Below are 14,460 nucleotides of genomic sequence, written 5' to 3'. Positions count from 1 at the left end.
GGAATAAAAATTATATAATACTCCTTGTGTAAAATATTGCAGCCTATAAGAATAAACTTAACTGGCTCATTTTGTTCCTCACACCTTTGTGATGGTGCATCGAGTAACCCTCCGCTGCTAGGGCGATGGTGCATGAAAACAAAATGACTATTATTGTGTTTCTTAACGGTTTTTATTTTACCAAAATAAAAACACGAAGGAGGAGTCATTCATGGCTCGTTATACTGGCTCTAGCTGGAAAATATCCCGTCGTCTTGGAATCTCTCTAAGCGGCACAGGTAAAGAATTAGAAAAGCGTCCTTACGCTCCTGGACAACATGGTCCAAACCAACGCAAAAAGCTTTCTGAATACGGATTGCAATTACAAGAGAAGCAAAAGCTTCGTCATATGTATGGTGTAAATGAGCGCCAATTCCGCAACCTTTTCGTTAAGGCTGGCAAAATGAGCGGCGTTCACGGCGAAAACTTCATGATTCTTCTTGAATCACGCCTAGACAACCTAGTTTACCGTTTAGGTCTTGCTCGCACTCGTCGTGCAGCACGTCAATTAGTTAACCACGGACACATTATGGTTGATGGTTCTCGCGTAGATATCCCATCATACCGCGTAGCTCCTGGTCAAACAATCAGCGTTCGTGAAAAGTCACGCAACCTTGACGTCATCAAAGAAGCAATCGAAGTGACAAACTTCATTCCTGATTACTTAACATTTGATGCAGACAAATTAGAAGGTACATTCACTCGCTTACCAGAGCGTTCTGAACTTGCTGCTGAAATTAACGAAACATTCATCGTTGAGTTCTACTCACGTTAATTGATTTGTTTCCTAAAGAGTAATTTCAAAAACCCTAGAAACTGCGTTTTAACACGGTTTCTAGGGTTTTTCTTTGCTTACATTTGGCTCTCCTAGGTATGCAGCCTTCCTTTTAACCAGGCGCGGGGACGATAGGGACCGACCGGGATTTGGATTAAGCTTGTTTTTTCTTTCGAATCAATCCCGTAAAGTTCATCACATGGGTTCACGTCAAATCCTAATAACGGATGTCCTCCCATTCCTAATGCACACGATACCAAAAGCAATCGTTGCAAGAGTATGCCTGCTTCCATTTGTTGAATGCGATATCCTCTATATCCCAATTCCTTTTTGAGGTGTTCCCGGTCTCCAATGACATGCAGTACTAGTGGAACTTGGAACAGATTTACATTGGGCATTGTTAATCCATTTTGTAAATACTCCCGAAAATCCCCCCGAGCTATTCTTCGAAGTGCATGAGCGCTTTTGTCATACGCGTAGGCACCGTTTGGAACTCCTTCCACATTATAAAAACAGCCATTTAACGAAACACGGTTCTCAATCCCCCCCTGTCTGTCGTCAAGGTCACTAAGATACGAGAAGGAAAATGTTTCTTTTAACAAAACGGAAAGTTGTAATAGACTCACCCTTCCGATAATAAAATCAAGATCTGGAGAATGCCGCTCTCTAAAAATGGATGCAAGATCGTATGAAAAGTGCTCAGCGAAGGGAAGAAAAATTATTTCCGAATCTAAGGAATGTTTCACATTACTTTCTTTCTTTATCTTCACAATTGACTCTGTTGTTTCAAACATTGATGCTCCATTTAATTTTCTTATACTAGGATAATCGATAACCCTCTTTGAGCGGTTATCGGAAAAAGGCTCCAACAGTGGCACTTCCCGGCACAATTCAGTGGCAGAAACACCTTCCAGTTTACTATATTGGTTATCTGCACGATAGATGTTTGGATTAACAGATAAAGGAATAACCGCATATACACTTTCATCCTGATCTGACAGCCCAAGCAGATGATTAATCGACTTATCGAGAAATTGGTAGCATACCGCAGGCGTTATCCCCATCGCATTGGCCACTTCTAAAGATTGCCCTATTAGCACACCGGCATCAAGCCCTTGGAGCCTGTAGGAAAAATTATTGTATTTGTAAAAGTTCTTCCAAAAAAATGTCGTGACAAAAACAGTACAAAAACTTTCAGAAAGATCATAGCTATTTCCAAGACTTCTTGATAAGTAGGAATCGTAATTTCCTTCCCGCAGTAATAGGAGGCGGTGGTGAGCCGCATCGTAATGGTAAATTCCTACTGGTGCATCCTTCAGCTTTACATACACATATAATTCATTGGGATATAATGCCCCTCCTGAGGGAACAAATCTACGGAATAACTGGGCATAGCTCATATCGGCTGTTTTCTTGTTGTCTTCGATTAAAGCGGTATGGGCGTACTGAGAAATACCGTATACATACCATAAGAAATGCCCTAGTTCCTTAAGACTCAGTTCCGTTTGAACCTTCCCTTTGGCCAGTGTTAACGGTACATCTGCACTTAGTGGAATCTCTGGTAAGTCCCGGTACAGTTTAAATGGAAGCGGTGCATCCTCCCAGTCCACTTGCCAATCTGGAGGAGCAACTTTTTCCGTATTAAAGTGCAGATGATGGACAAATGTTTCAAGCTCCATTCTTACACCTCTTTTCTATTATGGGAATGGGTGGGGATATGGATTAAGCTGTTCATACGATAAAGGCTGTTTCATAAATCCAAGTTTCATTGGCACGCTAAGAACCCTCTCCAGTCCTTTTACACGAGTTAGGTGATGTCCGAATGTCATCGGCAACATACCTGGGATTAATACTTTCACACAGAATAATCCATTCCGTTTGGTTATCGGTGACGTTTGGTCCACCACAATGACCTCAAGATCTAATCGGCGGAACCTTTGAAGAATATCCTGAAGATCTTCAAGCAAATCAGTGTTTGCGGGCGGTTCCTTGAATTCTTCCGCAAATGTACATAACGGACGTTGATCATCTAATAAAAAATTCAGCCGTTCCTCTGCTTCTCGCAGCCCATAGAGCAAACCATGATCCTCCATGCTGCGTACGGCAAAGGAATTCTGTAACATTTTTTGATATTTCTGCTGGTTTGCCTCCAATTTTTCGTCATGCACCATCATTCCTGCAAGCTCGTAAATAGCACTTTTTACAGCCGATACTGGATCAAGGCTAGCACCAGCTGCACAAATGAGATTTACACCCTTTGATCTTCTGTTCTTTGCCACTGCCCACACGCTTGGAATTCCATGTTCCATTGTCGAATTGAACATATGAAGGTCATATCCCGCCACTTCTCGTATCCGCTCAATCATCAGCTGTAATTCTTTATCGTTCACCGAACGAATGTCAAGACGCGGTAGGGGGAGTTTTGCATACCAAGTTATCAAGAATGAATCTCGCTCGACAACTTCCATTATGGCATGGAAAATAGCTTCTTCTATACTTCCCCCTAAGGCACATCCATTGGAGGTTTCATAAACAAATCCCTCACCATTCCCCAGACTGTAATAAGCGAGTAACTCTGGTACAAGTATGGGACGTTCTTGAGAAAACGAATATCCCCAAACCCAATTCATTGGGACATCAGGATGAAACGGTTTAAACGGAAAATGGGGCGTGGCATATTGTTCCTTTTCATGCAAACCAACACTTGCAGGATTTAGTGCATTTTGCTTTACATTATGATAACTATCACGAACTACTTTCCTTTTTCCTCGAGGACCGATCCCGCAATATCGTTCCAGCCCCTCTAAAATGGCAGTCAGCTCACTCATTTCATAGGAGTTAGACCGGCCCGCAACTCCCTCGTCCACTTCAAATAATGGCATGTTCACTAAAACATCAGCAAATGGCAGCGTGAAATCCTGCATTTTTCCATTCATGATACCAGTTCGGTAATCCAGATAGTCCTTGGCCAGTACTGTTTTAAATTCATCCATAGAAAGGCTGCGATAACCACTTCCATTAAATTTAGGACTAGATTTTAACTTAATTTGAGCTAATTCTACTGTATCATCAGGTAATGGACTGCAAATCGGGCACAAGGGATCTGGTAAGAAAAGGTGAATAGAATTGGTTAACGTTCTCAGGTTCAAAATGAAAACCCTTTCTTCTAAATGGCTGGGCTTCCTTTGAAGAACCCTATCCACTTCCTTACAAATTAAAGATGCCATTTGTGATAGACCTGTTCTTGATGCCCATGCATCTCGATTTCCACTTTTGCCTGCTGCCCTCCTTAGCTGCAACTGCCACATTTCTTTCCGATCGGATCCAGCTATCAAGCGCCGAATATCTGCGCAGCAAGAACAGCCTGCACTATCAGGGTGTACAAAAGGACCAATAATTCCTTCCCCAAATGAAACAAAACCCCTAAGCCACGGGATACCTTTTTTCCTATATTTTTCTTCTGCTTTTTGATAGATGGCTGGCTTCCAGTCATCGTGCAGAACCAGAGCTATTTCTGTTTCTTCCGGAACCTCTTCAAATAGGCTTTGACGCCTAACGGGATGATTACCAGACAGATGATCAAAGACATAGTCCGCTAATAAACCATCTCCATTAATGAGAATATGGGCGGCCATCAGGAGTCCTCCTCTCGAACCTTCACACCATACACCCCCGCCAATTCCTGTTTTAAAAAAGGCTCGAATGTCAGATCATAAACGAGAAGGCGTTTATTGTTGTCGTTCAATACCTGAATGGAAGATTGCAAGAGCTCCAACTGCGTGATTTCTTCACAAGATGGGATTCCGAGTTTAAATTCTTTTTCTTTCAGAAAAACAGCTGATTCCGTTGTCCTTTCGGTTGCATGCAGCTGATTTTGTTTATCCGAAAGCGCTTGTTGTAAGGCCATTCGTAAAGCCAAAGTTGTATTTAAACCTGTACCAGTGTATTTTCGCCCTTGCGACTTTACCCATATTACAGGGAAACCTAGTATTTCATTTTCTAAACCGATGGTCGGTGCACCATTTAGGGTCGTTAAGGTTTTTAAATAATATCTACAGTGTTGATCTTCAATTTCTCCTAATTGTACGCGAAAAACAGGATTCAATGGATCCACCTTTTTATTTCTCAATTCTTCCACTAAATAAGATTGTAAACCGCGGCAAACCGCCTCTTCGACTATTTCTCCTGCACCAATTCCTATCATGCCCCTTGAAATGTTTTCACCAGCCATATCAATTTGTTTACAACATGCCTTGAACAATTGTGAAACATACATTTCAATGCCAGTCAGCCCCGCTTCCCGCCTTGCCTCCTCATGTGTAAGACCCGAACAGGTAACCTCTGGCAGGAGATCTGCCGGTCCCTCTGAGACTGGATTAACCGCTTGAACATAGCACTGCGAAAGAGGGAGCTGTTTCAAGTCTCGCTCCTCCCAGGTATGGAAAATTCCTGTTTCTTCAGATGTTAATAGATTGAAGTATTCCAAGAAGTTACTTGAGGATTCATTTTTACTCTTTTCTTGCTTTATCCTTACATCGAGATCTTCCACTAGTCTGGGCGAGACCCTTTTATTTGTCACCAATGGATGTTTGATGTATGAAATCCAGTCTCCCTCCAGCGTTTCAAGATCGAGTTTATAAATTTTATTACCCTGATCTGATCCTGCAATTCCTGTTGCCTTCTTAAAAAGTTCGAATACGGTGACATTGGCCAGAATGGATCCAGTAGTGGTAGAGTAAGATTGCGGCTGCCGCTCTCTTTGCAAGGAGGATTGATGGATTCGACGCCAGGCGGACTCCCAGCACCCCTTTGATTCCGGGTGTACCAATGGACCAGCAAGCCCCACATGCTCTAAATATATGGCAGGCAAAAATGTCTTCCTTTGCTCTTTGCAAACCATATTCAGATCCTTTAGTTCTTTTACATTTCCATCCTGTGTGACATATAGAATCCAATCATACGGAAGCAAAGCCTCTTGCCAAAAACTCCTTTCGTCCCTTTTTTCAAATGGTATTTGCTCAACCTCTACATCAGAGTCAGCATTGTAGGCATTGCGTACTAACTCATTTATCCGCAATTGATTTGTAGGGACTGAGTCAGTTAAGATGAAATGGAATTTGGGAAGTCCCGATTCAATTAATGCGGAAGAAAGTGAAACCATTAGCGGTCCAGAACCGATAACCAGAACTTTAGTCTGACGGTATTCTTGAAAACGATACGCTCCGGAATCCACAAAATTCTCGATAAATTCAATTTGTGAAGCATACTTTTCCAGCACTTTTGGGTTTAAATCATGTTTCCTATCTTGGCTTACATCGCGAACAAAGCCACTCTTGTACAACGTTTCACCAATCTCAAATACCCTGTTGCGATACGGTGCCGTTAATCCCTCTGTTAATTCTCCCAGTGATTTCTCCCCGTTAAACATCGGCATTAATTGTTCAATCCATTGGTAAATCGTATGTCCTTCCATTCGAAATGAACTTACGTTATTTCTAAAATACACACCACCTTTTGGATCTGGCAGGTAAAATGAATCCCTTTTGACCTTTAAACGTGTGGACGGGGTAAGTTTTGTCATTCAACTCCTCCTTCATTCAAAGCAATCCTAATGATCCCCTACCATTTTATGTCCTTTAATTTGTCCATTAGAATAAACAAAAAAAAGTGCCTCCTGCCGCACATGTTCGCGCAGGGGCACTTTTTTCGAAACATAACTATTATTTTCTGAGACTCCAAGACAACTATATAAAACCGATACCGAATCCAAAACAGCCGAAACCGAAACCGAAACAGCCGCCACCGAAGCAGCCGCCGCAACCTCCACATCGAAAACCGCAGCCGCCACAACGAAATCCGCAGCCCCCGCAACGAAATCCAATCAACCGCATATCTTGGCTCTGAGGATCTATAGGAACAATTGGACCAACTTGGTAATGATCCATTCCTAATAATTGTAAACCATTCTGAAAATTATGCATTTCTTCCTCCCCTTTGTATTTATTCAACAGGTTGCACCTAATACGAGAGTGGAAACGAAGGTAATTTGTCAGTTTTGTGTAAATTAAACTTTAAAGTACCACGAGTGCTCTCTTCAACAAAATATGATTTTTTTAGGTTGTTGCCACTGATTTAATAGCCTATTTTACATACGCTAGCCACCTTATGGATTGGCAAGTTGAGGGAGGTTTTAAAAACATACGATGCCTTTTATACAACAAAAAAGGCCCCGGAAATCCAAAGGGCCCAAACTCAGTTAATATTTAATTAACGTGTACTTCTTTTTTCCTCTTCTGATAATCGTAAATTGCCCTTCAATCCGATCATTTACATTAAGGACATAATTTGTATCCGTGATCTTCTCACCATTAACGGTAACAGCACCATTTGTTATGTCCTCACGTGCCTGTCTTTTAGATGAGGAAATTTTCGCTGAAACGAGCAAATCAACTAAATCACCCTCTGCTTCTTGTGCATGAAAGGAAGGAACATCCTTAAAGCCTTGTTTGATTTCCACAGCGGATAGATCTTTTACATTTCCGCTAAATAAAGCTTGCGAAATCTTAATCGCTTGCTGTAATGCTTCCTCACCATGGATTAGTCGTGTCATCTCTTCTGCTAACGCCTTTTGTGCTTTACGAAGATGCGGTTCTTCCTCAACAGACATTCCTAATTCCTCAATTTCTTCATGTGATAAGAAAGTGAAAAATTTAAGGTATTTGACAACATCCGCATCAGCCGTATTAATCCAGAACTGGTAGAACTCATAAGGTGTTGTCTTCTCTGGATCAAGCCAGACGGCGCCGCCTTCTGTCTTTCCAAACTTTGTCCCGTCTGCTTTCGTCACAAGCGGAATCGTTAAACCAAATGCTTTTGCGCCTTCTGGCTGCATTTTTCGAATTAATTCCAAGCCTGAGGTAATATTACCCCATTGATCACTGCCGCCAATTTGTAATTTACAATTATGATGTTCATACAAATGATTGAAATCCATCGCCTGTAAAATGGTGTAGGTAAATTCAGTAAAGGAAATACCTGTTTCAAGTCGGGAAGCAATAGTATCTTTTGCAAGCATGTAATTCACCCCAATATGCTTACCGATATCACGTAAAAACGAAACAATATCCATGGACCCTGCCCAATCATAGTTATTCACCATAACAGCGCCATTTTCACCCTCAAAATCAAAGATAGCTGCTAATTGCTTTTGGATGCCGGCAACATTTTCCTGCACCTTCTCTAAAGTTTGCAGATTTCTCTCTTCACTTTTTCCGCTAGGATCTCCAATTAAGCCTGTTGCACCACCAACTAATACAATCGGGCGATGACCATGTTGCTGAAATCTTCTCAACGTTAAAAATGGTACCAAGTGACCAATATGCAAGCTGTCTGCTGTTGGATCAGCACCGCAGTATAAAGAGATTTTCTGGTTACTTAAAACATCTTTTAGTCCTTCTTCATCTGACTGTTGGTAAATAATCCCTCTCCAAGCTAAATCCTCTAATAAATTCATTCAAAATCCCTCCGTTAAAAAAATAAAAACGCCCCTGCAATCATGCAGGGACGTAAAATACGCGGTACCACCCAGCTTGAGGAACAAACTCCTCCAACTTAAAAAAGATAACGGTTTGACCGTTTTCCGCTACTCGCCATTGGTTTCACAGAAAAAGCTCAAGGAGGTAATTCATTCTTCTATATGTATCAGCTTTCACCACCGCTGACTCTCTACAAACAGGGATAGAAGAACTACAGTTGGTTCCCTTCACAGCTTCAAAATTATTATTTTGTTATCATTTTTTTAACATATTTCCCCCCTCCTGTCAAATAGCAACTGGAAATTTCAGAAAAATGTAGAAGGTTGTCAGTTTTTACCCTTCTGTATGCTATAATGAAGGGGATTTTATATTGAGGTGATGCCCTGAATGAAAGAAAGAATACAAGTGTGGATGGAAAAAGCAAAATCCGTACTTACATTGATTACCCATAGAAAAACCGTTAAAAGTGCTAGAATCACCTATCAGGTTTTTTGGAACCTGTTTCTCCTTGTGCTGACTGTCCTCATTCTTGGAGGATCCTTTGCAACAGGGGTGGGTGCCGGCTATTTTGCCTCACTTGTTAAGGATGAACCCATCCATTCATACGATAGTATGAAGAAAGATATTTATAATTACACGGAAACCTCAGATTTATATTTTGCCAATGATGTCTATCTTGGCAGGCTTCGAACCGACCTCGTCCGTGAAGAAGTAAAGCTTGATCATGTTTCGAAGGATTTGGCCAATGCTGTAATTGCAACTGAAGATGAATACTTCTATCAGCATAAGGGGGTTGTTCCTAAGGCCGTTTTCCGTGCTCTCTTTCAAGAGGTGACAAACTCTGCCGTTCAATCTGGCGGAAGTACATTAACCCAGCAATTAATTAAAAATCAAATTTTAACAAATGAAGTTTCATTCCAGCGGAAAGCAAATGAAATTCTACTTGCGCTTCGGTTAGAGAAATTTTTCGATAAAAAGGAAATTCTAGAGGCCTATCTAAATGTTTCAACGTTTGGAAGAAATTCCTCCGGTCAGAATATTGCCGGAGTGCAAGCAGCGGCAAAAGGGATCTTTGGGAAAAATGCTAGTGATTTGTCACTGCCACAAGCAGCTTTCATTGCCGGACTTCCGCAAAGCCCGTTTGGATATACACCTTTTACAAGGGAAGGTACGGTGAAGAATAATCTTGAGCCGGGTCTGACACGAATGAAGACCGTATTGAAAAGAATGGTTGATGGGGGGTACATCAACCAACAGCAATATGCAGAAGCTTCGGCTTACGATATTACAAAGGATTTTACTCCGCCTGCCCCTAATCCGCTTGAAAAATATCCATGGCTTACGTTTGAAATTGAAAAGCGTGCCGTTGAGGTTCTTACCACTGTGCTTGCCGAAAAAGACGGATACACTGAAAAGGACCTAAAAAATGATGATACTCTATTTTATAAATATAAAACGTTAGCTACCCATGATCTGCATCAAAATGGGTATCAAATTCATTCGACTATTGACAAAGATATTTTCGATGCCATGCAAGTCGTAAAGGATAATTATAAAAACTATGGCCCTGATAAAGCCCAGCAAAAAGAGGATCCTGAAACAAAAGAAACAATTACGGTGATGGAGCCGGTCGAGGTTGGGGCAGAACTGATTGAAAATAAGACGGGAAAAATTATCAGCTTCGTTGCCGGTAGAGATTATGATAAACAAAAGCTCAACCATGCAACAAGTGCTGTCAGACAAAACGGCTCCACCATGAAGCCGCTGCTTGTTTACGGCCCAGCAATTGAATTGGGGAAAGCCGCACCGGGAACACCTCTGCCAGACGTAGCATTAAGCTTGGCTCCAGGCAAAAGCACACCTTGGCCACGAAACTACGATTTAAGGTATAGCGGGATTGTTTCTGCCCGTTATGCATTGGCAAAATCATATAACGTTCCTGCAGTAAAATTATACAAGGATATCGTTGATCAACAACCGGCTAAATATCTTGAGAAGATGGGCTTTACTTCGCTTATTAAACCGGATTTCGAAAACCTATCTACGGCCATCGGCTCGTTGGAAAACGGGGTTACAATTGAAGAAAATACGAATGCATTTAGCACATTTGCAAACAACGGGAAATTTATCGACGCGTATATGATAGATAAAATTGTCGATAAAGACGGAAAGGTTGTTTATCAGCACGAAGTGAAGCCGGTTGATGTCTTTAAGCCTCAAACTGCTTATTTAACACTTGACATGATGCGTGATGTTATTAAGTCTGGTACTGCAGCGGGAGTGAACAGCAAATTAAACTTCAGAGCCGACTGGGCCGGTAAAACCGGTACAGGGAATGAATATATTGATTCTTGGTTCGTTGCAACCAACCCTAATGTTACGTTCGGGATTTGGACAGGATATGATACACCAAAATCCCTTAAGACCTCCGGCATGTCCTATAGCCAGCGGACAAATAACCTTTGGGCAGAATTACTAAATTCTGCTTATAGCATTAAGCCGGAATTAGTGGCTCCAAAAGAGACCTTTCAAATGCCTGAAGGAATTGTAAAACGTTCCTATTGCGCTGTGTCTGGTTTGTTGCCATCTTCAGCTTGTTCAAAAGCAGGTTTGGTTGAAAGTGATTATTTTAATGTGAATGATGTTCCTAAAAAAGTTGATGATAGCTTGGTGGAAAGCAAGTTTGTCACCATTAACGGGAAAAAATATTTGGCTCTGGATTCCACACCACAAGAGTTTTCCCAGTTTGGTGTGATCTTAAACCCTGACTTTATTACGCGAATGGTCGGAAAGAACTTTAGGAACACAAGTCAACTTATTCCAAAGAAAGATCGTTGGGGGAAAATTCTCGTTCCTGATGCTAAAATGGTAGATAACGGGAAAAGTCCTGATGGAGTAAGCCTTACCGTTTCCGGTAATACGATCACCTGGACGTCGTCACCGGATAATGACATTGTCGGTTATCGAGTCTATCAAGGCGGCACTAAGGTAGCGAGTATTATCAGCGGCTCTAGCCTTTCCTTTACAGGAGGCAACGGGGACTATCATGTCACAGCCGTCGATATTGCCGGCAAAGAATCCGCACCATCGAATCATGTTGCGATAGGGGCAGTTACAGAAACTGAACAACCAACACCTTAAACAGAACAAAACTTTCTATACTTTAGGGGTGCAACCAAATAAGCGGAGTTTTTCCGGCTAAATGCAGAATGGGACACGTTTTAGGGCAAAATAAACGGAGCTTTTCCGGTTATGCCAAGCAAAATCCCTCATTTTGATATTTTTCGAGCCAATAGTCGGAATTTCTCCGTTTATTTTAGCTATTTTCAGTGCTATTTCCTAATTAAGCGGAATTTCTCCGCTTATTTTTCTAACTCGCAGTCATGCGGCTAATGAACTTGTACCACTTATGGGTGCTTATTCAAAAAAGGCTTAGAGATAGTAGCATCTCTAAGCCTTTTTGACTGTGACGTTTATGTGATTGAATCTGCGATTTATCGTTTTGCACCTCACAAGTAAATCCGTTAAATACTTTCCGCAGCGGTTTTTTATTTATTAGTCTTCCATTGTAGACAAGTCGCCTGTTGGTAGGTTTAGTTCCCAAGCCTTCAAGACACGTCTCATAATTTTCCCACTTCGTGTTTTAGGCAGCTTATCACGGAAATCGATCTCTCTTGGTGCCGCGTGGGCAGCGAGTCCCTTTTTCACAAACTGTCTGATTTCCTCTTTCAGTTCATCCGTAGCATCATAGCCATCTCGAAGGGCAACAAAGGCTTTAATAATTTCGCCCCGGACAGGATCTGGCTTACCAATAACCCCGGCTTCCGCTACTGCCGGATGCTCGACAAGTTTACTTTCCACTTCAAATGGGCCAACCCGCTCTCCTGATGTCATAATAACATCATCTACTCTTCCCTGGAACCAGAAATAGCCATCCTCATCCATGTATGCAGAATCCCCGGATACGTACCAGTCACCCGGCATGAAGTAGGATTCAAATTTCTCAGGATTATTCCAAATAGTGTACATCATCGAGGGCCAGCCTTTTTTTATGGCAAGATTCCCCATCCGATATGGCGGCAGCTCATTCCCCTGGTTGTCGACAATTGCTGCCTCAACACCTGGAATTGGTTTACCCATTGAACCTGGCTTGATCGTCATACATGGGTAGTTACTAATAAGCTGTGCGCCTGTTTCTGTCATCCACCAGTTATCATGAATGCGCTTATTAAATACCTTTGATCCCCATTTAACAACTTCTGGGTTTAACGGCTCACCTACACTTAATACATGGCGAAGGCTGCTAAGATCGAATTTCTTTACTAATTCATCCCCTGCACCCATCAACATCCGAAATGCGGTAGGAGCACTGTACCAAACCGTTACACCGAAATCTTCAATCATTTGGTACCAAGATTCGGGGCTGAAACGGCCGCCAATAATGACGTTGGACGTTCCCGTTAACCACGGTCCAAAAATACCGTAGGATGTCCCTGTAACCCAGCCTGGGTCGGCTGTGCACCAATATACATCGTCTTCTTTTAAATCAAGAACCCATTTTGCTGTTTGATAATGCTGAATCATGGCATTATGTACATGCAAGACCCCTTTTGGTTTTCCTGTAGAGCCGGAGGTATAATGCAGGATCAGGCCATCTGTCCGATCAACCCATTCAATTTTGAGGTCCTTGCTGGCCGATTCAAATTTCCCCAAAAAGTCAATTACCTGCCCTTGATCCTGGACATTTTTTCCAATAAGAAAAATATGCTTCAAATCAGGTAATTCATGAACTGGTACACGTTCCAACAATTCAGGCGTCGTCACTAAGACTTTTGCTTCACTGTCTTGAAGGCGGTCTCTTACAGCCCCTTCCATAAATGCTTCAAATAATGGCCCCACGATGGCACCGAGTTTGATCGCACCTAAAACAGTAAAATAAAGCTCCGGAGACCTTGGCATGAAAATAAAAACGCGATCGCCTTTTTCCACATCCCCGTAACTCTTTAATACATTTCCCGCCTTATTTGATAGTTCTTTCATTTCCTTAAATGTATATTTCTCATTTCGGGAGCCATCACGATAGTATAGGGCAATCTTATTTTTCCGGTGAGTTTTCGCATGACGGTCAATGGCTTCATAGGCCAAATTAACAAGTCCTGTTTCACTCCAAGAGAATTCCTTTTCTGCTTCCTTCCAGTCAAAATGCTTGTATGTTTCATCATAATTGCTCAGATTATGCTCCCCTTGCACAACTGGCAGCGCTTCCACTTTCATTTCCATCTCCCCCTCTTTGCTAATATGAGATTATTATAGTACAAATAGTAAGTATTCACAATTTTAAAAATAATATTTAAGAAAATTTTGTTAACAAAATAATTTTATATAAAGCAGAAAATTTTGTGAAATCGCTTTCTATCGATAAATTTTATGTATAATAGAATTAATACTAACGATCTCTCAGGTAGGTGACCGTATGGAACACAAGAAGATTTACAATGCAAAACAATTAAAAACTCCACGGGGAACCCTTATTATTGAAGGCCCCATTCCTTCTAATAAACTAGCAGGCTATGAATTCCATGAAGACCTTGTTGCATTCCGTCCGCCTGAACAGCAGCATCAGGCCTTAATCGGTATTGCTGAACTACCGGAAGGTCGAATTATTATTGCACGACACCGGAATACAATCGTTGGTTATGTCACCTATCTATACCCTGATCCGCTTGAACGCTGGTCTGAGGGTAAAATGGATAATTTAATTGAATTAGGTGCGATTGAGGTAATTCCTGAATTTCGCGGCAGTTCAGTTGGTAAAAACCTTTTAATCGTTTCAATGATGGATGATGCGATGGAAGATTATATTACCATCACTACTGAGTATTATTGGCATTGGGATTTAAAGGGAACCAAATTAAATGTCTGGGATTATCGCAAGGTCATGGAGAAAATGATGAATGCCGGTGGCCTCGAGTGGTATGCGACCGATGATCCTGAAATTTGCTCCCACCCTGCCAACTGTCTGATGGCGCGGATGGGGAAACGAGTCGATTTAGAGTCCATTCAAAAGTTTGACCGGTTACGATTTATGAACAGATTTATGTATTAACATTT

General features: G+C 41.7%; 9 protein-coding genes and 1 other annotated feature. Of the genes, 3 read left to right on the top strand and 6 right to left on the bottom strand.

Annotated features, from left to right (window positions below; all coding sequences use genetic code 11):
* The first annotated feature begins 211 nt into the window (after positions 1-211).
* Positions 212-814: a 30S ribosomal protein S4 gene (rpsD, locus tag G6554_RS04220; RefSeq protein WP_166239078.1), complete on the top strand. Its 603-nt coding sequence runs from the start codon at positions 212-214 to the stop codon at positions 812-814.
* 92 nt (positions 815-906) lie between these two features.
* On the opposite strand, the gene G6554_RS04215 is transcribed toward rpsD, so the two are convergent.
* From G6554_RS04215 to tyrS, 5 genes are all read right to left on the bottom strand, one after another.
* A complete protein-coding gene (locus tag G6554_RS04215; RefSeq protein ID WP_166239076.1) occupies positions 907-2,493 on the bottom strand; it encodes a SagB family peptide dehydrogenase in 1,587 nt (528 codons plus the stop codon).
* Positions 2,494-2,511: 18 nt separating this feature from the next.
* On the bottom strand, positions 2,512-4,449 hold the full coding sequence (locus tag G6554_RS04210; RefSeq protein WP_166239074.1) for a TOMM precursor leader peptide-binding protein: 1,938 nt from the start codon (positions 4,447-4,449) through the stop codon (positions 2,512-2,514).
* The gene (locus tag G6554_RS04205; protein ID WP_166239072.1) at positions 4,449-6,395 is read right to left on the bottom strand and encodes a putative thiazole-containing bacteriocin maturation protein; all 1,947 of its coding nucleotides are present in this window, start codon (positions 6,393-6,395) and stop codon (positions 4,449-4,451) included. The genes G6554_RS04210 and G6554_RS04205 overlap by 1 nt, the downstream gene beginning before the upstream one ends.
* Before the next feature lie 163 nt (positions 6,396-6,558).
* A complete protein-coding gene (locus G6554_RS26305) occupies positions 6,559-6,759 on the bottom strand; it encodes a heterocycloanthracin/sonorensin family bacteriocin (protein ID WP_481747900.1) in 201 nt (66 codons plus the stop codon).
* A 311-nt stretch (positions 6,760-7,070) separates the two neighbouring features.
* Positions 7,071-8,327, bottom strand: a complete 1,257-nt coding sequence (gene tyrS / locus G6554_RS04195) for a tyrosine--tRNA ligase (protein ID WP_166239070.1) — start codon at positions 8,325-8,327, stop codon at positions 7,071-7,073.
* Positions 8,328-8,370: 43 nt separating this feature from the next.
* Positions 8,371-8,589, bottom strand: a binding site (T-box leader).
* Positions 8,590-8,736: 147 nt separating this feature from the next.
* On the opposite strand from tyrS, the gene G6554_RS04190 reads away from it, so the two are divergent.
* Complete coding sequence (locus G6554_RS04190) at positions 8,737-11,490, top strand: transglycosylase domain-containing protein (protein WP_166239067.1); 2,754 nt, start codon at positions 8,737-8,739, stop codon at positions 11,488-11,490.
* Between the two features lie 414 nt (positions 11,491-11,904).
* Here the strand turns inward: G6554_RS04190 and acsA are convergent, their stop codons facing one another.
* Positions 11,905-13,623: an acetate--CoA ligase gene (gene acsA, locus G6554_RS04185; protein WP_166239065.1), complete on the bottom strand. Its 1,719-nt coding sequence runs from the start codon at positions 13,621-13,623 to the stop codon at positions 11,905-11,907.
* A gap of 199 nt (positions 13,624-13,822) precedes the next feature.
* On the opposite strand from acsA, the gene G6554_RS04180 reads away from it, so the two are divergent.
* Positions 13,823-14,455, top strand: coding sequence for a GNAT family N-acetyltransferase (locus tag G6554_RS04180; RefSeq protein WP_166239063.1), 633 nt, complete (start codon positions 13,823-13,825; stop codon positions 14,453-14,455).
* The last annotated feature ends 5 nt before the right edge of the window (positions 14,456-14,460 follow it).

Source organism: Bacillus sp. MM2020_4 (genome assembly GCF_011250555.1).
Classification (GTDB): Bacteria; Bacillota; Bacilli; order Bacillales; family Cytobacillaceae; genus Neobacillus.
This window is presented reverse-complemented; position numbering and strand designations above follow the sequence as displayed.